18 protein-coding genes, 1 tRNA gene and 1 pseudogene are annotated in these 21,428 nt (G+C 58.9%); 12 read left to right on the top strand and 8 right to left on the bottom strand.

The window, feature by feature from the left end; translation table 11 throughout:
- Position 1: 1 nt before the first annotated feature.
- The 3 genes from ugpE to ugpB all read right to left on the bottom strand — a co-directional run bounded on the left by ugpE (position 2) and on the right by ugpB (position 3,164).
- Positions 2-844: a sn-glycerol-3-phosphate ABC transporter permease UgpE gene (ugpE, locus tag BMX75_RS08785; protein ID WP_092827199.1), complete on the bottom strand. Its 843-nt coding sequence runs from the start codon at positions 842-844 to the stop codon at positions 2-4.
- Between the two features lie 38 nt (positions 845-882).
- Positions 883-1,767 (bottom strand): sn-glycerol-3-phosphate ABC transporter permease UgpA, encoded by an 885-nt coding sequence (ugpA, locus tag BMX75_RS08780; protein WP_092827197.1) that lies wholly within the window; start codon positions 1,765-1,767, stop codon positions 883-885.
- Between the two features lie 71 nt (positions 1,768-1,838).
- Positions 1,839-3,164, bottom strand: a complete 1,326-nt coding sequence (gene ugpB, locus BMX75_RS08775) for a sn-glycerol-3-phosphate ABC transporter substrate-binding protein UgpB (RefSeq protein ID WP_092827195.1) — start codon at positions 3,162-3,164, stop codon at positions 1,839-1,841.
- Between the two features lie 201 nt (positions 3,165-3,365).
- Between ugpB and argE the strand changes: the two genes are divergently transcribed.
- Positions 3,366-4,535: an acetylornithine deacetylase gene (argE, locus tag BMX75_RS08770; RefSeq protein WP_092827193.1), complete on the top strand. Its 1,170-nt coding sequence runs from the start codon at positions 3,366-3,368 to the stop codon at positions 4,533-4,535.
- 52 nt (positions 4,536-4,587) lie between these two features.
- On the opposite strand, the gene BMX75_RS08765 is transcribed toward argE, so the two are convergent.
- Positions 4,588-4,899: a hypothetical protein gene (locus BMX75_RS08765; RefSeq protein WP_092827191.1), complete on the bottom strand. Its 312-nt coding sequence runs from the start codon at positions 4,897-4,899 to the stop codon at positions 4,588-4,590.
- Between the two features lie 415 nt (positions 4,900-5,314).
- Here BMX75_RS08765 and BMX75_RS18235 point away from each other — a divergent pair, with 415 nt between their 5' ends.
- From BMX75_RS18235 to BMX75_RS08730, 8 genes and pseudogenes are all read left to right on the top strand, one after another.
- Complete coding sequence (locus BMX75_RS18235) at positions 5,315-9,304, top strand: sensor domain-containing protein (protein ID WP_092827189.1); 3,990 nt, start codon at positions 5,315-5,317, stop codon at positions 9,302-9,304.
- Positions 9,301-9,546, top strand: a pseudogene (locus BMX75_RS18055) (GIY-YIG nuclease family protein); the annotation flags it as partial. The gene BMX75_RS18235 and the pseudogene BMX75_RS18055, both read left to right, overlap by 4 nt.
- 69 nt (positions 9,547-9,615) lie before the next feature.
- Positions 9,616-10,653 (top strand): histone deacetylase family protein, encoded by a 1,038-nt coding sequence (locus tag BMX75_RS08755; RefSeq protein WP_175474721.1) that lies wholly within the window; start codon positions 9,616-9,618, stop codon positions 10,651-10,653.
- A gap of 72 nt (positions 10,654-10,725) precedes the next feature.
- Complete coding sequence (locus tag BMX75_RS08750; protein ID WP_092827185.1) at positions 10,726-11,061, top strand: hypothetical protein; 336 nt, start codon at positions 10,726-10,728, stop codon at positions 11,059-11,061.
- A gap of 53 nt (positions 11,062-11,114) precedes the next feature.
- The gene (locus BMX75_RS08745) at positions 11,115-12,806 is read left to right on the top strand and encodes a VRR-NUC domain-containing protein (protein ID WP_092827183.1); all 1,692 of its coding nucleotides are present in this window, start codon (positions 11,115-11,117) and stop codon (positions 12,804-12,806) included.
- Positions 12,803-15,127, top strand: coding sequence for an ATP-dependent DNA helicase (locus BMX75_RS08740; RefSeq protein WP_092827181.1), 2,325 nt, complete (start codon positions 12,803-12,805; stop codon positions 15,125-15,127). The genes BMX75_RS08745 and BMX75_RS08740 overlap by 4 nt, the downstream gene beginning before the upstream one ends.
- 38 nt (positions 15,128-15,165) lie before the next feature.
- Positions 15,166-15,948: a sulfite exporter TauE/SafE family protein gene (locus tag BMX75_RS08735; protein ID WP_092827179.1), complete on the top strand. Its 783-nt coding sequence runs from the start codon at positions 15,166-15,168 to the stop codon at positions 15,946-15,948.
- Between the two features lie 119 nt (positions 15,949-16,067).
- Positions 16,068-17,015 (top strand): sensor domain-containing diguanylate cyclase, encoded by a 948-nt coding sequence (locus BMX75_RS08730; RefSeq protein WP_139197157.1) that lies wholly within the window; start codon positions 16,068-16,070, stop codon positions 17,013-17,015.
- 290 nt (positions 17,016-17,305) lie between these two features.
- On the opposite strand, the gene BMX75_RS08725 is transcribed toward BMX75_RS08730, so the two are convergent.
- The 4 genes from BMX75_RS08725 to ispB all read right to left on the bottom strand — a co-directional run bounded on the left by BMX75_RS08725 (position 17,306) and on the right by ispB (position 19,191).
- Complete coding sequence (locus tag BMX75_RS08725) at positions 17,306-17,569, bottom strand: BrnA antitoxin family protein (protein WP_092827175.1); 264 nt, start codon at positions 17,567-17,569, stop codon at positions 17,306-17,308.
- Complete coding sequence (locus BMX75_RS08720; RefSeq protein WP_092827173.1) at positions 17,547-17,822, bottom strand: BrnT family toxin; 276 nt, start codon at positions 17,820-17,822, stop codon at positions 17,547-17,549. The genes BMX75_RS08725 and BMX75_RS08720 overlap by 23 nt, the downstream gene beginning before the upstream one ends.
- A gap of 201 nt (positions 17,823-18,023) precedes the next feature.
- Positions 18,024-18,100, bottom strand: a tRNA-Pro gene (locus BMX75_RS08715).
- Between the two features lie 86 nt (positions 18,101-18,186).
- The gene (ispB, locus tag BMX75_RS08710) at positions 18,187-19,191 is read right to left on the bottom strand and encodes an octaprenyl diphosphate synthase (protein WP_066316239.1); all 1,005 of its coding nucleotides are present in this window, start codon (positions 19,189-19,191) and stop codon (positions 18,187-18,189) included.
- Positions 19,192-19,487: 296 nt separating this feature from the next.
- On the opposite strand from ispB, the gene rplU reads away from it, so the two are divergent.
- The 3 genes from rplU (at position 19,488) to cgtA (ending at position 21,413) form a co-directional block, all read left to right on the top strand.
- Positions 19,488-19,799 (top strand): 50S ribosomal protein L21, encoded by a 312-nt coding sequence (gene rplU, locus BMX75_RS08705; RefSeq protein ID WP_027337601.1) that lies wholly within the window; start codon positions 19,488-19,490, stop codon positions 19,797-19,799.
- Between the two features lie 31 nt (positions 19,800-19,830).
- Entirely contained in the window at positions 19,831-20,088 is a 258-nt protein-coding gene (rpmA, locus tag BMX75_RS08700; protein WP_066316237.1) for a 50S ribosomal protein L27, read from the top strand.
- A gap of 137 nt (positions 20,089-20,225) precedes the next feature.
- On the top strand, positions 20,226-21,413 hold the full coding sequence (gene cgtA / locus BMX75_RS08695; RefSeq protein WP_066316227.1) for an Obg family GTPase CgtA: 1,188 nt from the start codon (positions 20,226-20,228) through the stop codon (positions 21,411-21,413).
- The last annotated feature ends 15 nt before the right edge of the window (positions 21,414-21,428 follow it).

Raw genomic sequence — 21,428 nt, 5'->3', positions numbered from 1 at the left:
CTTACTTCTCCGTCTCGGTCAGGCCTTTCACAAACAGGCGTTGCATGAACAGGATGACTAACACCGGCGGCAGCGCGGCCATGACCGCCGCGGCCATCACCAGGTGCCACTGGGGATTCTCTTCCGAGGTCATGCGCTGGATGCCCATCACGATGGTGGTGTAGTCGGGGTCGGTGGTGATCAGCAGCGGCCAGAGGTACTGGTTCCAGCCGTAGATGAACATGATCACGAACAGCGCGGCGATATTGGTCACCGAAAGCGGCATCAGGATGTCTTTAAAAAACTTCAGCGGCCCGGCGCCGTCGACCCGGGCGGCTTCGAGCATTTCTTCGGGGACGGTCATGAAGAACTGGCGGAACAGAAAGGTCGCGGTGGCCGAGGCAATCAGCGGAATCGACAGGCCGGCAAAGCTGTTGAGCATGCTGAGGTCGGCCACTACCTGATATGTGGGGATAATGCGCACTTCCACCGGCAGCATCAGGGTGACGAAAATCAGCCAGAAAAAGAACATGCGAAAGCGGAAGCGGAAGTAGACGATGGCAAAGGCGGATAGCAGCGAGATAAACAGCTTGCCTATGGTGATCGCCATGGCCATGACAAAGCTGTTCCACAGCATCAGCGCGGCGGATGGAGAGTTGGCCGACGAAACACCGGATTGCCACATTTGGGTATAGTTTTCGATCCCATGGCTGCCGGGTAGCAACGGCAGGGTCCCGCGCAGTAGCTCATCAGGTGCCTGGGTCGAGGCCACAATGGCGATATAAACGGGGAAAACCACCAGCGCCACGCCGATGATCAACACAGTATGGGCAAAGCCATTGGCCCAGGGCCGGTTTTCAACCATCACAACACTCCATCAAGGCCGGATTAGCAGACCGTCTGTTAATAATTAACGCGCCGCTCGATAAAGCGGAACTGAATCACGGTCAGCGCGACCACAATCACCATTAGCATCACCGACTGAGCGGCCGAAGACCCCAGATTCAGCCCTATGAAGCCATCCGCATACACCTTATAAACCAGGATATTGGTGGCCTGTGCAGGCCCGCCTTCGGTGGTGGCGTGGATAATGCCAAAGGTGTCGAACATGGCGTACACCACGTTGACGACCATCAGAAAAAAGGTCGTGGGCGACAACAGCGGGAAGACGATTGTCCAGAAGCGTTTAATGGGGCTGGCGCCATCAATGGCGGCCGCTTCAATCAGCGATTGTGGAATGGACTGCATCCCCGCCAGGAAGAACAGGAAGTTATAGGAGACCTGCTTCCAGGCGGCGGCTAGAATCACCAGAAGCATGGCGTCGCTGCCTGAATTGCGGTGGTTCCATTGGTAACCCACCATCTCCAGCATGTAAGGCACGATGCCGATGGAGGGATTGAAGATGAACCACCATAAAACGCCCGCGAGGGCGGGCGCGATGGCGTAGGGCCAGACCAGCAGGGTGGTGTAGGTGCTGCGCGAACGAAGCATCCGGTTGACGGTACTGGCCAGTAGCAGCGCCACCGACATGGATACCAGCGTGGTGCCTACCGCGAAGATCGCCGTCACCGACAGCGAATTGAGATAGCTGCCGTCGCGGAACAGGCGGGCAAAGTTCTCAAGGCCCACAAAGGTGGTTTTCAGGCCAAAGGCATCTTCCCGCAGCAGCGACTGATACAGCGCCTGGCCCGCCGGCCAGATAAAGAAAATCAGCGTGATGACCACCTGGGGGGCCAGCAGGGCGAAAGGGAGCCAGCGCCCCGGAAAGGTCATGCGTTTTGTTTGCATGGGCAGCTCTTGAACACAGCCGAAACGAAAGCGCCGCCTACCCTTGGGTAAGCGGCGATGTCAGTGCCTGGTTACTGATTGGCGGCTTCGAAGTCCCGCAGCAGCACATTGCCGCGTTCCACGGCATCGTCCGCCGCTTCCTGGCCGGATTTATCGCCGGTCATCACGGCTTCCATCTCTTCGGAGATGATGTCGCGGATCTGCACGAAATTGCCAAAACGCAGGCCTTTGGAGTTTTCGGTTGGCTCGTTGAGGGTCATCTGCTCAAGCGAAATATCTGCCCCCGGGTTCTCTTCGTAATAGCCCTGCTCTTCGCTCAGGTCCCAGGCGGCCTGGGTGATGGGCAGGTAACCGGTTTGCTGGTGCCACTCGGCCTGTACCTCGGGTTGGGAAAGGTACTCGAAGAAGGCCGCAACGGCTGCGTACTCTTCTTCGCTATGGCCTTGCAGTGCCCAAAGCGTCGCGCCACCGATAATCGAGTTCTGCGGGGCATCCTCTATATCGGCGTAATAGGGCTGCATGCCAAAGCCGACGTCAAATGCTGAATTGGCGGCGACATCGGCGCGAGAGGCTGAAGAGCCAAAGAAAATCGCGCAGTCCTGGGAGTAGAACATTGGCTCGGAGTCCGGGCCGGTGCCGGGGCCAGCCCAGCGGAAGATGTCTTCTTCCTGCCAGTCGTGGAGGTTATCCCAGTGGCGGGCGACCAGTTCGTTGTTGAAGTTGAGCTCGGTCTCCATCCCGCCAAAGCCATTTTCCAGCGTGCCTAACGGCGAGTTATGCATGGCAGAGAAGTTTTCCAGCATTACCCAGCTGGGCCAGGAGGTGGTAAAACCGCAGCTTGCCACGTCGGCATCCACCAGTTGGCGAGAGACATCCACCACCTCTTGCCATGTCTCGGGGGGCTGCTCGGGATCCAGGCCCGCTGCCTCGAACATGTCGCGGTTGTAGTACATGATCGGCGTGGACGAGTTGAACGGGAACGACAGCATGTTGCCGTTGGTGTCGGTGTAATAACCCACCACGGCGGGCAGGAAGGCATCGTTATCGAAAGCGCGGCCGTGCGCTTCCATCAGTTCATGCACGGGATAGATGGCGCCTTCGGCGTTCATCATGGTGCCGGTACCGACTTCAAAGACCTGCAGGATGTGCGGCTGCTCATTGGCACGGAAGGCGGCGATTGCACCGGTCATGGTCTCCGTGTAGGTGCCGCGGTAACTGGGGTTAACGCGGTAATCATCCTGGGACTGGTTGAAGTCTTCGGTAATGCCTTCCAGGATTTCGCCAAGCTGACCGCCCATGGCGTGCCACCAGCTAATCTCTGTGGCCGCCTGAGCAGAAAGGCTTAGGCTGGCCGTCGCCACCCCCACAGCAAGCGCGTGCAGTGTAAAGCGAGACATAAGGAGCTCCTTTGTGGGCCTGAAATGAATCAGGCGGTACCATGCGTTTGTTAAGGTTTTCGGGACGCATCGACTGTAGAAAGTGCAGATGACGTTTAGGTGAATACCAGATGAACTCCCTATGACAACTTGCCGATGTAGGCGCCCACGGGGCGGGGTGATAGGCTTGCGGGAAGATAGCCAATGACAGGAAGGGCAATAATGAACGACGCGGAACGACTGTTAACAAGGCTGGTGGCGTTTGATACCACCTCGAGCGAATCCAACCTGGCACTGGTCCGCTACGTGGAAGATTACCTGGCTTCCCATGGTGTTGACGCCGAGCGGGTGATGAGCCCGTGTGGCAATAAAGCCAACCTGATTGCCCGTATTGGCCCTGATGCGCCGGGCGGTGTCATGCTTTCCGGGCATACCGATGTGGTGCCGGTGGCGGGGCAGCCCTGGTCGAGCGATCCCTTCACCCTGCGCGATGGCGGCGATGGTCGGTTATACGGGCGCGGCACCTGCGACATGAAAGGCTTTCTTGCCTGCGTCCTGGCCAAAGTGCCCGATTGGGTGCGTGCGCCACTCAAGCAACCTGTTTACCTGGGATTTTCCTACGATGAAGAAATCGGCTGTGTGGGCGCGCCGGCTCTGATTCGGCGTTTCTGCGAGCAATACTCGACCACTGCCCATGTGATTGTCGGCGAGCCGACCAGCATGCAGCCGGTCGTGGCGCAAAAGGGGGCGACGAACCTACGCACCACCGTCACCGGGCGCGAGGCTCACAGCAGTCAGGTCAACCAGGGCACCTCGGCGATTCACGTCGCGGCAAGGCTGGTGACCTTTATCGAGGACACCATGACGACCTTGGTCGACGAGGGCCGCGTCGATGAGGCCTTCAACGTGCCCCATACCAGCCTGCACGTCGGCAAAATAAAGGGCGGCACGGCGATCAATATCATGGCGCGGGAGTGCCAGTTTGAGTGGGAGATTCGTCACCTGCCCACGGAGACCTTCGACGACATATACGCGCGCTTTGAAGCGTTCTGCGCGCAGCTCAGTGCTGAACTGCAGGCCAAAGACAAGCAGGTTGAGATCACCACCGAAGCGTTGAATGTGACAGTGCCGGGACTTGCGGATCGTGATAACGACCGCGTCATACGCCTGGCGAAAGAGCATTTGCCAGCAGGGTGCTGCGACCACGCGGTGGCTTATGCGACCGAGGCCGGGCAGTTTCAGGGGCAGGGCTTGCAGACGATCATTCTGGGGCCAGGCAGCATTGCCCAGGCGCATCAACCCGATGAATACGTTGAGCGCAGCCAGTTGGAGGCGTGTACAGCATTTTTGGACAACATGACAGAGGCGTTGCAAAGCGATGCAACGTCATGAGTAAAACTGGCGGGTGTCCCACCCGGTGTCGGGTGGGACGGTTACTACCGTATCAATGCTGAGGATCTTCTACATAGAGCTCAGCCTTGGCATGGCGCATCACATCTTCACAGGCTTGCTGTTGTGCCAATTGAGAAAGCAAGCGCTGGGTCACCTCAAAGCCTTTACCCAAGCAGGTATCGACCTCGTACTGGCTAACGGTCGGCGTTACGCGATAGTCAATCTTTACCGTACGTCCGCCGCCCTCCAACCGATCCGCAACCCCTCTGAGACGCCACGCGATTCTCTCTTTCCAGCCAGCTGATTCTTCCGCGCCTTCGTTTACGCTAAACGTGCACTGCCACTCGGGTTTGTAAACCTTCATAGGGAGAACCTCCTGCAATTTGGAAAGAATGATCGATCGTGATTCGTACTCCGTCAGTCTGATGTTAGTGCGCTACCACTATACCTAATTTGTCGCCTATTCCCTAAACAAAACGCATACCGCCTTTAGCATGATAAACACAAGGGACGTTGATGAAGTACACTTAATCTCGCGGGCCTTTCATCGTGGGGCAATGCCGTTGTGCCGGTTGGCTCACCGTTGAAGATAAGCCCCTCACGCAAGCCGCTGAGCTGCCGATACAGTGTAGTAACTGACGGAAAGTGAGTTGACCCGTGCCAGGTACGCGGCAGAAAAGGCAGTTGAGGAAAGGATTCAATCGTTGACCGAGAAAATAGCCTTCTCACGTTAGCCAGTGTGGAGTGGTATTAGAGACTAACCAGGAGAAACTGCCCTCGTGCCGATCAATGCCCGCGACCTTGCGTTAGATACGCTGCTGTTAATGACCGTCGCCACACTGGGTCTCATGGGCGTGGTCGGCAGCCTCTTTGGCCTGTCCGAATCCCATTCATTGTTTGCCGTCGCGCTGGTCCCCGATGCAGCGATCGCCACCTCCCTTGCCAGTGTCGGCGTGTTCGCCATCCTGCAAGGGTGGCAGCGTATGCGATGGCTGTGCGCCCTGGCGCTAACGGGGCTGGCGCTATATACCCTTGTCCATAACGTCCTTGCTTCCCCTGACCCTTCCTGGTTAACCGGTCAGGAGCGAATGACCAGTATTGGCGCGCTGATGTTGCTGGCGGTGGGGCTGGCGCTGTGGTGCGGCCAGTCAACGGCCAGGCGTCGTTTATTCTGGTTATTCAGCGGGCTTGGCCAGTGGCTGTTTGGCGGGCTGATGCTGGTCCGGCTATGGGTAGGCATCGAGCTGGATGATCCGATGTTCTCGTCGTCTCCGGTGGCGGTCGTGGTATTCACACTCCTGCTGGGAACCGCCATGGTGGGGGTTTACCTGCGCCGTTCGCCCGGGCCGCTCAACCTGACCCGCACCACCGCAGTGGCGTGCCTGACCGGGGTAGCCGCCAGTGCGGCGGCCTGGGGAATGCTCAGCCTGCAACAGTTCAACGATACGCAACAGCAGGCCGGGTATCTGCTGGATAATGTGCAGTTAAACGCCGAAAAGGCGGTCAAATCGCGGCTGCAACTGTTGCAGCGTATGGCCGAGCGCATCAACGCCGCGCCAGGCAACTTCGATCAAGAGCTGCTGACGCTGGACGGGGAAAGCTATCTGCGTGATACCCCCAGCCTGCAGGCGATCGCCCTGGTCGATGAGCGCTTGAATCCCATCTGGTTTCATTCCCGAACATCCGATAGCGAAGAGTGGCTTCGGCAGCAGCTCGACAAACCATCGGTACCCGAGTGGTTATCGGTGCCCTTTGATCGCCCCTGGGTGGTGATCTCTGACCCCTACACGCCGAGCCTGGCGTTTGTGGCGATGCCGCTCGCCGAGCGGGATCAGCGGCTTGTGGCGAGCCTCGACCTGGCCGTGTTGTTCAACTATGACTTGCGTCTCGAGCTGGGCCCCTTTCAGGTCAACATGAGTCGCAGCGGCACGCCTCTGCTGATGCTGCAGCCACCTCTCGCTCAGGTAGATAGGGCGCTACACCCAGGGCGGGTATTGGCGAAGCGCAAAGCGGGCTTGCCCGGTGGGATCAGCCTGCGCCTGGAAGCGCTTTCAGGCAGCCATCACAACTGGTACCTGGCCGGTTTCGCGCCCGTGGTGGTTGCCATGGTGGGGCTGATGCTGAGTGGTTTGCTGGCGTTTTGCGTTGGATTGGTAGTCGCCAGTATTGCCCGGGCGAAAGAGTTGGCGGAAGCGCGTCAAACCCTTGAGGACCAGCAGCATATACAGCAAATGATCGCCCAGGAAGCGCCTCTGGACGATATTCTGGAAAGCCTTTGCCGGTTGCTTGAGCGCCAGCTGCCCGGTTCGCTGTGTTCGGTCATGCTGGCGAATAAAGCGAAGACCCACCTGACGTTGGTGGCGGGCAAGCGATTGCCTGACGACTTCCGCGAGGCGGTCGAGCGGGTGCGGATTGCCCCTTCGATGGGCGCATGCGGCAGCGCCGCTTACCAGCGTTGCCAGGTGATCAGTGAGTGCATCGCCGACGATGAGCGCTGGCAGGGGTTTCACGAGGTTGCCCGGCGAGCGGGGTTGGTCGCGTGCTGGTCGAGTCCGGTGATGGGCAGTAATGGCCAGCTGCTGGGAACTTTCGCCACCTATTCCCACCAACCTCGGGTGCCTGACGAGCAAGATCACTTATTGATCGAAAAGGCCGCTGGGCTAATGGCGCTGGCGGTTGAGCGTTTTCAGGTTCGCCGCTCGCTCGAGGAAAGCGAGCAGCGCTATCGTTCGCTGTTCACCCACCATCCGGATGCGGTTTTCTCCCTTGATGAGCAAGGTCGGTTTGCGACCGCCAATGCCACTTGCGCGACGATCAGTGGCTATACCCTTGATGAGATTATCGGTAGCCACTTCAATTGTTTCATCTACGAAGAAGACATCGAGTCGGTCAATCTGCGCTATCAATCGGTGATGCAGGGCAGCATCATTCGTTATGAGTTGGTCATTCGCGATCGCGCTGGCGAGCCGCATATCATGGACCTGATCAATCTTCCCATTGTGATCGATGGCGAGATTCAGGGGCTTTATGGGATAGCCCAGGAAGTCACCGATAAGCGGCAGCAGGAATCTCGGCTGCGCACCCTTGAGCGCAGCGTGGAAGCCAGTGTTAACGGGGTGGTCATCGCCGATGCAATACAGCCGGGACTGCCGATTGTCTATGCCAATCATGCCTTTGCCCAGATGACGGGCTATGACCAGGCGGAAATACTGGGCCACAACTGCCGTTTCCTGCAAGGCGAGGAAACTGACCCGGAGGTTGTTGAAAAAATCCGTCAGCGGCTGAGTGAGCAGCGTGATGTTCATGTGACCCTGCGTAATTACCGCAAAGACGGCAGCCTGTTCTGGAATGATCTATACATCGCCCCGGTGCGCAACCCCGATGGACAGTTGACTCATTTCGTGGGTGTGCAGCACGACATCTCCAAACACAAGGCCTTCGAAGCGCGGCTGGCCTATCACGCGACCCACGATGACCTGACCCAACTACCCAACCGGTCGCTGTTTGAAGAAACCCTGAGTGACACCTTTACGAAAGCACAAACGCAGCAACAGCGGGTGGCGGTGCTGTTTGTCGACCTGGATGACTTCAAGCCGATCAATGACAACCTGGGGCACGCCGTTGGCGACAGGGTGCTGGAGGAAGTGGCCCAGCGACTGCTCGGCGCGGTGGGCGAACAGCACCTGGTCGCGCGCCTGGGTGGCGATGAGTTCGTCATTATGCACCCAAAGGTTAACGATGAAGTCGATGTGGTGGAGGTGGCCGAACGGCTGCTGGCGGCGCTGTCGCGCCCTTATTATATCGAAGAGCACGAGCTGTATCTGACCGCGAGCGTGGGCATTGCCATCAGTGAGGAGGCTTTATTGGAGCCGCAAATGCTGATCCAGCAGGCCGACATGGCGATGTATAAAGCCAAGCAGCGTGGGCGTAATGCCTACCAATGGTTTTCGGCGGCATTCAACGATACCGCCAGCGAGCGGCTGGTATTGCGCAACGAACTGCAGGAGGCCATCGAGAACCAGGTGTTTGAGTTGTATTATCAGCCACTGCTTGACCGCAACGGCCAGCTCGAAGGTGTCGAGGCCTTGCTGCGTTGGCCGCACCCGACAAAGGGGTTTATCTCACCGGCGCGTTTTATTCCATTGGCGGAAGCCACCGGGCAGATCATGCCGATCAGCGAATGGGTGTTGAACCGCGCCTGCGATGACATGCAAGTCCTCGCCCAGCAAGGGCTGGGAGAGGTGTCGGTAGCCGTGAATGTATCGCCACTGCAATTTCAGCGCTCGAATTTTCTGGCCAGCCTTCACCAGACACTTGCGGACACCGGCCTGCCGCCTAAGCAGCTGGCGCTGGAGATTACCGAAGGAATTCTGATGGAAAATACCGAGGTCGCCATTGATACCTTGCGCGCCTTGCGCAATATGGATGTTCGGGTATCCATTGATGATTTCGGCACGGGCTTCTCGAGCCTCAATTACTTGAAGCACCTGCCGGTGAGTACGGTGAAAATCGACCGCAGCTTTATACACGAACTGCATCAAAGTGAGGCCGACAGCGCAATCGTCAAAGGCATTATTTCCATGGCCCATCACCTGGGGCTGAACGTCGTTGCGGAAGGTGTCGAAACGTCTGAGCAGCATCACCAACTGCTGGACTATCATTGTGATGTCTTCCAAGGCTTTGGCTTGGCGCGGCCCATGCCGTTGGCGAGCTTGATCACGTTCATCGATGCGCTCGACCAGCAGCCAGTCGTCAGGAGCCAGCGGTGACCCAGTCAGCCGATCGTGTGCCTGCGCCGGGGGGCGGCAGCTGGTATCTTTATTTGCTTGAATGTCAGCGCGGCACTTACGTGGGTATCACCAATAATTTGACCAGGCGTTACCGCGCCCATGCCTCGGGTAAAGGCGCGCGTTTCACCCGTGCGAATCCGCCGGTGGCGCTGCTGGGTGCGCAGCCGTTTCCCGACCGGGCGAGCGCCAGTCGTGCCGAATACCAGCTCAAGCGTCAGTCGGCGCGGCAGAAACGTGCCTGGGCATCAGCCTGGCCAAGCCCTGATCCTTTGCCGATGGCAGGAGAGACCATGCACATTTTTTATTTAGACAAGACCCGCCTGCGACAGGCGAGAACGGAACTCCATGACGGCGCGCTGGTGGCCCCCTTCGAATGCCCCGAGCGCGTTGATCTGGTGTTGAAGCAACTCCAGCAGGCGGCGGTGGGCGAGCTTTGCGAGCCGCGCGCCTACGGCCTGGAGCCGGTGCTGGCAGTGCACGATGCTGACTACGTCAATTTCCTGGCCGACTGCTGGCACGAATGGGTAGCCGCTGGACACGAAGGGGAGGCCATTCCCAATATCTGGCCGGCGCGCACCCTGCGTGGTGACCGTATACCCCGGGTGGTAAGCGCCAAGCTGGGCTATTACGCCCTGGCGGCGGAAACCTCAATTAGCGAGGGCACCTTTGAAGCCGCGATGGCCAGTAAAGATGTGGCGCTAGGGGCTGTCGAGCAGACGCTTGCGAGCGGCGAGCCCAGTTTTGGCCTGTGTCGACCGCCGGGTCACCACGCCGCTTTTGACCAGTATGGCGGCTACTGCTTTTTCAATAATGCGGCGATCGCCGCGCAGCGAGCACTGGCATCGGGCAAGCGCCGCGTGGCGATTCTGGACGTGGATTTTCACCACGGCAACGGCACCCAGCAGATCTTCTATGAACGCGATGACGTGCTGTTTATCTCGCTGCACGGCGACCCCGAGGTGACCTTTCCTTACTATTCAGGTTATGCAGATGAAACCGGGCGGGGCAGCGGCGAGGGGTTCAATGTCAACTACCCGCTGCCGCCGGGCACGGCCGTCGATACCTGGATGGCCACGCTGGATAACGCCCTTGCCAGGATCACGGAGGCACAATGCGACATGCTGATCGTGTCGCTGGGCGTGGATATCTTCGAAGGCGACCCCATCAGCGCTTTTACCTTCAAAAGCGACGACTTTAGCCTGCTGGGTCAACGACTTGCCCAGGCTGGTCTGCCGACGGTGTTGCTCATGGAAGGCGGCTATGCCGTGGACGACATTGGTATCAATGTCGTCAATGTGCTACAAGGCTTTAAACAGGGTATAAGTTAAGACATCAAAAGATGACACCCGGCGTCAGTTCGGGCAGTCTATCGCCCTTCATACAGGGCAGGGAGTACGCGTGTGGCCGTTTACGGCGGTATTCAAGCACATGAGCTGGAGCGTTGGTTAAATGCCTTGACCAACGCTGCCTACGATAGACGCTGCCCGCTTTCCAAGGTACACGGCGGCGATGCGCGTGCCCGTGCGGCACGCCAGAGCTTGTTACTCCTTGCCAATGACTATCGTGCTGGAGAGCTTACCCGCGAGGCATGTGCCGCTGATCTGGGGCGTTGGTGCGAAGGCTATCTGAGTGAGGCAGAGTGGTACGTGCTGGTCGGCACCCGCCAAGCGCCCACCCAGCCACAAAACGAAGAAGAACAAAGCCTCACCGTGCTCAAGCAGCATCGGGTGGGTTAAACAGATCTCCCTACGCCATGACGGCGAAACCCTCGCACTGCTATAATGGATAAATGAACAGTGCTTTCGCGACGCCGACCGCCTCCCTCGACGACCCTTTCTACTACCTGACGAACTTTCGCTTCGTTCTGGACTGGGTGGGGGATCGCCACGCTGACCTGCTTTCGCCAGACGAACGCGATTTCCTGGACCAGTTCGACACCCTGCCGCGCGCCTCCCAGGCGCTGCTGGTGCGCATGGTGATGCGCAAAGGCGAACTGTTCCGGGTTAGCAAGCTCCGCTATGCCGAGATCGGCGACAGCGCCACGGCGATGGCGTCCTTGATTGCGCTGGGGTGGGTCGATGATCAGCCTGCGCTGGGTATTGACGAGCTGTTCAATCAGCTGCGCCTGGCTGAAATTCGCCACATTTTTGCCGATGAAATACGCACGGCCGGGCTTAACGCATCGAGTGCCAAAACGGTACTTTATGACACGCTGGCAAGCAGGTTCACTAAAGCGGCTGCTCTTAAGACCTGGTGGCCCAACGCGCCTGACCGGGTGGTGCGCCTCACCGTGATGGATACCTGCGATCGGCTGCGCCTGATGTTCTTTGGCAACCTGCGCCAGGACTGGGCGGAGTTCGTTCTAACCGAGCTTGGCCTGCAGCGGTTTGAAACGGTGCCCTTTACGCCGCAATCCCGTGCGTTCCAAACGCGTCAGGAAGTCGATACCTACCTGGCGCTCCATTATTTGCGCCAACGTCTCGATGAGGGCGAACTTCCCGCCGAGCTTCACCCTGACGTGCCGCCACCATCGGATAACCGCTGGCTGGACACGCGGCGTGCGCGGCTATTGCTGCAGCTCGGCCGCGAGGCAGAGCGCGGCGGGGAGGCGGCGTTAGCGCTGACGCTGTATAGCGAGTCAGCTAGTAGCGATGCGCGCATTCGGCAGTTACGAGTGCTGGAGCGCCAAGGCGAATACCCAGCGGCCTTTGAGCTGGCCACCCAAGCCCTTGAGAGCAGCCCCAACGAAACCGAACGTCAGGCGCTGGCGCGGATTCTGCCCCGTTTGCGACGGCGGCTTAAACTGCCTGTTGTACCGAGGGACATTGAGCCGACCCATGAGCGTTGGGATCTCACACTGCCGGGGCCACAAAGTGTCGAGCGGGCAGTGGCTGAAGCCCTGGGCAAGCCGCAGGCGCCGGTCTACTATGTGGAAAACAGCCTGATCACCGGGCTGTTTGGCCTGCTCTGCTGGCCCGCTATATTTGCACCCTTGCCCGGCGCCTTCTTTCATCCTTTTCATAACGGCCCCGCCGATTTATACCGCGACGATTTCGTGGCGCGGCGGCGTGACGCCTTCGATGCCTGCCTGGCGCGGCTGGACGACGGCAGCTATCGTGGGGTGATTCAGGCGACCTGGCGGGAGAAATTTGGCCTGGCATCGCCCTTTGTGCACTGGCCAATTGTCGATGAGCCGCTTGTCGAGCTGGCGCTTGAGTGTATCCCCGCAGAGCATCTCCGGGCCTGTTTCGAGCGCTTGCTGGGTGACTTGAAAGCCAACCGCGCCGGGCTGCCGGATTTGATTCAGTTGATGCCCGATGCACCCGCGGGCAGGCCGCGCTACCGGATGATCGAAGTCAAAGGCCCCGGCGACCGGCTGCAGGATAATCAGCGCCGCTGGCTCACGTTCTTTCATTGTCATGAGATGCCTGTCGCGGTGTGTTACGTACGCTGGGCGGATAGCGCCGGGCCAACGTCATGAGCGCGAGCTATCGGGTGGCGGTGCGGGCGCTGTGCGATTTCACCGCCCGCGAAGGCGATCTCGACCACCGCTTTACCCCGGCGCCCAGTGCCCAGGAAGGCATACGAGGGCATACGCTGGTGACCAGCCGCCGCGGGGCGGACTATATCGCCGAACTGCCGCTGTCAGGCACCTTTGAGGGGCTGACGGTGACAGGCCGCGCCGATGGTTTTGACCCTGCGGCCAACCGCCTGGAAGAAGTCAAAACCCACCGCGGCAGCCTGGAGCGCATGGCCGATAACCAGCGCGCGCTGCACTGGGCGCAGGTGAAAGTCTACGGCGCGCTGCTCTGCAAAGAGCGCGGCCTGGCGCACATCACCTTGTCACTGGTGTACCTGGAGATCGCCAGTGGCAAGGAGACATTGCTTAACCAGGAGGCGTCCGCTACCGAGTTGCAGGCGTTTTTTACGGCCCAGTGCCAACGCTTTTTCGCCTGGGCGGAGCAGGAAGCCGACCATCGTCAGTACCGCGACAGCTGCCTGCAAACGCTAGGCTTTCCTCACGGCGCGTTTCGCCCCGGCCAACGCGAGCTCGCTGAAGACGTCTATAAAGCCACCAGCACCGGGCGCTGCCTGCTCGTTCAGGCACCCACGGGAATTGGCAAGACCGTGGCCACGCTGTTCCCCATGCTCTCGGCCATGCCGCGTCAGCAGCTCGATCGTATCGCCTTTCTCACCATGAAGACCCCCGGCCGCCGTTTGGCGCTGGATGCACTTGCCACCCTGGGCGCTAGCCAGGGCGAGGAAGCCCAGCCGCTGCGGGTACTGGAACTGGTGGCCCGGGACAAGGCCTGCGAATACCCCGACCGCGCCTGCCACGGCGAGTCGTGCCCCTTGGCGGCAGGCTTTTACGACCGCCTGCCTGCGGCGCGACAAGCGGCGGTAGCGCAAGCCTGGCTGGATCGCGACGCGCTGCGGGAAGTGGCGCTGGGCCATGATGTATGCCCCTACTACTTAGGCCAGGAGCTGGCGCGCTGGACAGATGTGGTGGTCGGCGACGTTAATCACTGGTTCGACAGCCACGCGCTGCTGCACGGCCTGGCCCAGGCCAACGACTGGCGAACGGGCGTACTGGTCGACGAAGCGCATAACCTGGTGGAGCGCGCCCGCGGCATGTACAGCGCCGAACTCGACCAGCAGCGCCTTAACCGGGTACGCCGTGCCGCGCCGCCAGCGCTTGCTCGGCCTTTGAACCGTTTAGCCCGCCAGTGGCAGGCATTGTTTAAAGACACGATTAGCAAAGACACGTCGCTTAAAGACGCGGGGCGGGAGGCGGTAGGCGAAGCGGGCAAGCCGGATTATCGGCTGCTCACGACGCTGCCCGATAAACTGGTGGCTGCCGCTCAGCAGGTAGGAGCTTCGGTAACCGATCACCTGGGTGAGCACCCTGAAGACGCCAGCCTGGAGCTCCAGGAACTGCTGTTCGAAGCGCTGGCGTTCTGCCGCCTCGCCGAGCGCTTTGGCGAGCATTCGCTGTGCGATCTTACCCGCTACGGGCGGGGGCGGGCGGTGCTGGGTCTTCGCAACCTGATTCCCGCCGATTTTCTGGCCCCGCGCTTTAACGCCGCGCACTCGGTGGTGCTGTTCTCGGCAACGCTCACCCCTGGTCACTACTATCGGGACCTGCTCGGCTTGCCGGAAAAGACCGTCTGGCGCGAAGTGGCATCACCGTTTGCCGCCCGCCAGCTTGAGGTACGCATCCGACGCGATATTTCCACCCGTTTTCGTGACCGGGACGCCTCCATCGAGCCCATCGTCGCTACCATGGCGCAGCAGTATCAGCGCAGGCCAGGCCATTACCTGGCGTTCTTCAGCAGCTTTGCCTACCTGGCGGCAGCGCTGGCGCGGTTTCGCGAGGCGCACCCGGATGTGCCCGTGTTCAGCCAAACCCGGGGGATGCCGGAGGCCGAGCGCGAGGCGTTTCTGGCGCGCTTTACCCCCGGCGGAAAAGGTATCGGCTTTGCGGTGCTGGGCGGTGCCTTCGCGGAGGGTATCGACCTGCCCGGCAACCGGCTAATCGGCGCCTTTATTGCGACCCTGGGCCTGCCGCCGTTTAACGACTTCAACGAAGCGCTGAAAGCGCGCCTGGGCGCACGCTTTGGCCAGGGTGACGACTACACCTACCGCATTCCCGGCATGATCAAAGTGGTGCAGGCCGCTGGCCGGGTGATTCGCAGTCCAGAAGACGAAGGCGTTGTGGTATTAATGGATGATCGTTTCGCGCAAGCTAATGTACGTGCGCTACTACCTTCCTGGTGGGCGGTGGAGACCTTTTCTCAATAACGGCTTTCAATAACGACGATGGTTAGGCAGGCGAACCAATGACGGATCTACTCTGGTACCAGTATGCATTGATCGGGCTAATTTTTGCCTGGAGCGGTTTTGTCAGGACGAGCCTGGGTTTCGGCGGTGCCGTGCTGGCGCTGCCGTTTCTGCTGTTGGTGGTGAACGAGCCCCTGGTCTTCCTGCCGATTATTGCCATTCACCTGCTGATTTTCTCCAGTTGGATTGCCTGGCGCGGGCATCGTCAAGTGCAGCAAGAAGGGGGAGCAGGCGCCGCACCGGCGAGTAATATCGATTGGGGCTATCTGGCAAGAGCCTTGAAGATCATGATTATCCCCAAGCTGATCGGCGTGGTGGGGCTGCTGACACTGCCGGCTAACGTGATGACCAGCATCATCTTCGGCATCGTGATCATCTATGCCATTGGCTATGTACTCAACAAGCCGTTCAAGAGCAAGAACAAGTATGTGGACTATGTGCTGCTGGCACTGGGTGGCTATGTCAGCGGTACCTCGCTGATCGGTGCGCCGCTGATCGTGGCGGTGTTCGCCACGCATGTCGCCAAGGAACAACTGCGGGATACCCTCTTTGTGCTGTGGTTCATCCTGGTGGTGATCAAGATGGTGTCGTTCGTCATCGCAGACGTCGACCTTCAGTTGATACACCAACTGTGGCTGCTGCCCTGCGCGTTCATTGGCCATTTGCTCGGCGAGAAGGCCCACCGCTATATGCTCAAAGCAGACACCGGGCTGTTCTTTCGTGTGTTGGGCGCGGTGCTGATTCTGGTCAGCGTGGTGGGGTTGATCCATCCACCGGGGTAGACAGGGCGGGGCCAGCATCAAACGTTTTATAATGCCGACGTATGGTTAATTGAATAGGCTTGCTGACGTCTATCTGTTATAGCTGGCAATCTGATCGAATAGTAGCAGGGGCCGTTATCGTGACGTTTTCGTCGAATGATAGTTCAGACCCGCTAGCGCATATTTTGCCGGTGACAGCCCGCCTGTTTGATAACAGTGGTGCTGCGATCTTCCTGTTCGACAACCAGGACCGGTTACTTTATGCCAATGCTCAATATTACGACCTCATCTGCCATGAGCGGGGTACGTATCCCACCTGGCCGGATATCATGCGTGACAACTATGCCAAAGGTCACGGGATGATTATTGAGACGCCTGATATTGAGCTTTGGATTCGCAAGGCGCTGACCAAACGTCGCACGCAAACCTATCGCCAGTTTGAAGTTGACGCATGGGATGGCCGCTGGCTGTTGATGACGGAAACCCTGGTTTCAGGCGGCGGCTTGCTAGGCATTGGTGTGGATATCACTCAAGCAAAGAAGATGACGACCGCGTTAAACCAGGAATACCAGAATGCGCTGGTCAAGGCGGAAACCGATCTGCTGACGGATATGGGTAATCGCCGGGCTCTGGAGCGCTTGAGTAAGTTGTTGGTGAGTAAAGGTCGCCATTATCAAGTGACCGCTATGATGATCGATATTGATCAGTTTAAACCCTATAACGATACCCTGGGACATTTGCAGGGTGACCGATGTTTGCAGCAGGTAGCCCAGGTGATTCGAAACAGTCTCAGGGTCAGTGAGGCCTACCCGATACGATTGGGTGGTGATGAATTCCTTGTCTTGATGCTGGATGTACCCTTGTCACTCGCTCAGCAGGTGGCCCAAAGAATCAGCAACGGTATGCGTCGCAGTGCGATTCCTCATCCTACGTCCGGCTCTGGCCTGGTGACCTTAAGCATCGGCCTCGCCAGCCAATCAACTGTAGATTCGGAAAGCTTCTCGTCGCTGCTCAAGGACGCTGACGATGCGCTCTATAAGGCTAAGCGTAGCGGTCGCGACCGTATTGAAGGTACTAAGAGCCCCTGATCATACGCCCGTCGTTGGTTGCCCTCGCCAGAAGAATGCAGCAACCAAACCCCGGCCATGTGGAGAGTGGCCGGGGGGGGGGAAGATAAAAATTAAGACAAGCGAAAAACGGACTTCTGGGCGCGTTTCTGCGCTTCGAGCAGCGAGAGAACATCCTGGTGGAGCGCCTGACCTGCCAGCCGGTTATCCGCGCTGATATGGATTACCGTGGTGCCGCTGTTACACGGCCCATCGATAAGTTAGAAGAGATGTTAGGCAACAGAGGTTGAGTTAAAGCCACGTTATCGGCTTTAACTGTGCTCTTGTATGTACGTTTTCAGCGCCTGATCTATACGACGCTGCCAGCCTTCGCCTTGTGCCTTGAAGTGCTCAATCACTTCCGGTGATAAGCGAATGGAAGTCTTTACCTTGGTGGGTGCCTGCTGGCGACCACGCTGACCAATGGTGCGCTGTAGGTTGGTGGGTAAAACCTCAGACATGGGGCGCATCTGCTTAACGTCCCGGTCTGTAAGTTCTCTTACTTCGCCGTCTTTATTCGTGAGCCACGTTTTCATAGCGCTTTACCTCCCGTGTGTTGGCTTTCCTCAGGCTAATGACCCGAATGCCGTTTTCAGTGGGCGTAAAGCACACCACGTGCACCCGCTGCCCGATCTTGCCTAACCCGATGAAGCGCTGTTCTGGATAGTCGTAGCGGTCATCTTCATGGAAAAGCGCGCCTTCCCAATCAAAGCGTTCAACCGCCGTGAAAGGTAGATCGCGCTCCTTCTCATTGCGAGCGCTCTTGTCCGGGTCAAAGTCGATTATCATGACTTTAATTGTATGGACAAAAAGACAAGAAGGAAAGTTCTATCTGTCTGACCATTGCCTGCCAGCGGTCAATCTGTGTGGGTATAAAGCCCCCCTCCCACCGTGGTGCGTTACGGGGGCTGACATATTGCTGACACATGAAAGGCCAACAAAAAAACGGCCACCTGCTGTAATAGCGAAGTGGCCGTTTTCATGGAATTCTGGTCGGAATAGCAGGATTCGAACCTACGACCTCTGCCTCCCGAAGGCAGCGCTCTACCAAGCTGAGCTATATTCCGATTTTTTGCCGCATGGTGCGACAACGGAGGGGCATAATACGTAGTCAGGCGGTTTTTTTCAAGTCTTGCCAGGGCTGAAAACGCAATTATGTTTGTCGGTCAACCGCCAGGCGAGCGAGCTCTGCCATCGTGTCCCGGTAGGGGCTGGGAGGCAGAGCGTCAAGCTGGGAAAGTGCTTTATCGGCCATTTCCTCGGCCCGCGCCCGGGTGTAAGTCAGCGCGCCGGTGGCGTGAACAATGTCGAGCACCGCGTTAAGTTGCTCAAGCCCACCATCGCGAATGACCTGGCGAATCAGCTTGGCCTGTTCGGGGGTGCCTTGTTCCATGGCATGGATCAGCGGCAGGGTCGGTTTGCCTTCGGCCAGGTCGTCGCCGACATTCTTGCCCATGGCCTCGGCGTCGCCCTGGTAATCCAGCAGGTCATCGATCAACTGAAACGCCAATCCCAGATAACGCCCGTAGAGTTGCAGCGCCTGTTCCTGTTCGGGGGTGGCTTCAGCAAGCACCGCGCCGCTGTGGGAAGCGGCTTCGAAGAGCATGGCCGTCTTGCCGAGAATCGTCTCGAAGTAGTCGTCTTCTGAAACACTGGGATTGCCGATATTGGTCAACTGCTGAACTTCGCCTTCGGCGATGACGCAGGTGGCACCGGACAGAATCGCCATGATGCGCATCGAGCCGACGTCGACCATCATCTGAAACGAGCGTGCATAGAGGAAGTCGCCAACCAGGACTGATGGCGCATTGCCCCAGGCGTCGTTGGCGGTTTTCTTGCCCCGGCGCATGTGCGATTCATCGACCACGTCGTCGTGCAGCAGCGTGGAGGTATGCATGAACTCGATCAGCGTAGCCAGGGGGATATGCTTGTCGCCGGTGTAACCCAGCGAACGTGCCGCCAGCAACGCCAGCAGTGGCCGCAGGCGCTTGCCGCCACTCTCGGTGATGTACTGGCCGATGGTTTCGACCAGCGGCACCTTGGAATTGAGCTGGGCGACGATGGTCCGGTTAACGGCATCGAAGTCATCCGCCACCACGGCGTGCAGCGGTGAGGGCGTGGAGCTGGCAGGCTGGACTGATGAGACGTTAGCGGTCATGGAGTGTTCGTCGCGGCAGATGGAGGCGGCATATGCCGCGTTAAATTGAAGCCATGCTATGGGGCTGTCCGTTAGGCGTCAAGGCGCCTGCGGGTGTGTGATACCCTATCATCTGTAATGGCGCAATAGGCCTTGTAGCAAAACGCAATCATCGTTATAATCCGCGACCCACTCATCATGCTCCCTGTCAGATGGCTGCCAAAAGGGGCGCCACTCGCCGCAGGTCGACAAGAGCGATTTTTGATGAGCGCCGTTTTCGGTGATCAAAGCGGCAATATTGACGTCCGGAGAGAGACATGTACGCAGTTATTAAAAGCGGTGGCAAGCAGTACCGCGTTCAGGAAGGCCAGACCCTCAAGCTTGAAAAGATCGAAGTCGCCACTGGCGAGACGATCGAGTTTGACCAAGTGCTGCTGGTAGCCGACGGTGACGACGTCAATGTCGGTGCACCGCTGGTTGGCGGTGCAAAAGTGTCTGCCGAGGTGGTTTCCCACGGCCGCGGTGATAAGGTGACGATCATCAAGTTCCGTCGCCGCAAGCACAGCATGAAGCGCCAGGGCCACCGCCAGTGGTTTACTGAAGTCAAAATTACCGGAATTTCCGCGTAAGCGGCCAATTCCCTTTCAGGAGGATTTTGCAATGGCACATAAAAAGGCAGCCGGCTCCACGCGTAACGGTCGCGATTCCGAGTCCAAACGCTTAGGTGTGAAACTCTTTGGTGGCCAGGCAGCGAGCGCCGGCAGCATCATCGTTCGTCAGCGCGGCACGCGTTTCCACGCGGGCACCGGCGTTGGCCTGGGGCGTGACCACACGCTCTTCGCTCTTAACGAAGGCTATGTGAAGTTCGAGACCAAGGGTCCGCACAACCGCAAGTTCGTTAGCATCGTTTCCGAGTAAACGGCTAACGCTGCGCTCGCATTTGCGAGAAAAAGCCCCGCCATGGCGGGGCTTTTTTGTCTGTTAACCCCTTTTGCTGAACGCATGAAGCAAAGGTCGGGTGACTATCGGGCGGCGAAAGCGGCCGGGAGAAACCAATGCAGTTCGTCGATGAAGCCTCCATCATTGTTGAGGCGGGAAAAGGCGGCAATGGCTGTCTCAGCTTTCGCCGCGAAAAATACGTGCCCAAAGGCGGTCCTGACGGGGGCGACGGCGGCCACGGCGGCAGCGTTTACCTGATTGGTGACGATGCGCTGAATACGCTGATCGACTTCAAGTACCAGCGTTTCTACAAAGCCGAAAACGGTCAGGGCGGCATGGGCCGCCAGATGAGCGGCAAGGCCGGTGAAGACCTGCACGTCAAAGTGCCGGTGGGGACAACGGTGATCGACGAGGATACCCTCGAAGTGATTGCCGATGTGACCGAGATCGGTCAGGTCGTGCTGGTGGCCGAAGGCGGCCGTCGCGGGTTGGGTAATATCCACTTCAAGTCGTCCACCAACCGTGCCCCCCGGCGGACCACGCCGGGCACCGAGGGGGATCGCCGCAACCTGCGCTTTGAAATGAAAGTCATGGCGGATGTGGGGTTGCTGGGCATGCCCAACGCGGGCAAGTCGACGCTGATTCGTTCGGTATCGGCGGCCAAGCCCAAGGTGGCCAACTATCCGTTTACCACCTTGGTGCCCAACCTGGGCGTGGTAAAGCTGGGCATGCACGAGCACTTCGTCATGGCCGACGTGCCGGGCCTGATCGAAGGCGCGTCCGATGGTGCGGGGCTTGGGCTGCGCTTTTTGAAGCACCTGACCCGTACGCGGCTGCTGTTCCATGTGGTCGACGTGGCGCCGTTCGACGAGTCAGACCCGGTCGAAGCGGCCAAGGCGATCGTTCACGAACTGGGCCAGTTCTCACCGGCGCTTTCCGAGCGTCCCCGCTGGCTGGTGCTGAACAAGTTCGACCTGCTGCATGAAGAAGAGCGCGAGGCGCGCGCCCAGGCGATTATCGATGCGCTGAACTGGCAAGGGCCGGTGTTCCGCATTTCGGCGATCAGCAGCGACGGCACCGACAAGCTGGTGCAGGCAGCCTATCGTTGGCTCACCGAACAGCAGCGCCTGGAACACGAAGACGAAGAAGCCCATGCCCGGGAGCAGGAAATGCGTCGGCGCATGGAGGAAGAGTCCGTGGCCCGCACCGAAGCGCGACTCGGCCGCAAGCGCAAACGCGACGATGAAGATGACGACGACTTCGACGATGATGATTACGATGTGGACGTCGAATACGCGCCTTGAGGGCTAAAGGCGCAA

The organism is Vreelandella subterranea, from assembly GCF_900111305.1.
Lineage (GTDB): Bacteria > Pseudomonadota > Gammaproteobacteria > Pseudomonadales > Halomonadaceae > Vreelandella > Vreelandella subterranea.
Note: the sequence above shows the minus strand (reverse complement) of the source record. Positions and strands in the feature narration are given on the sequence as shown.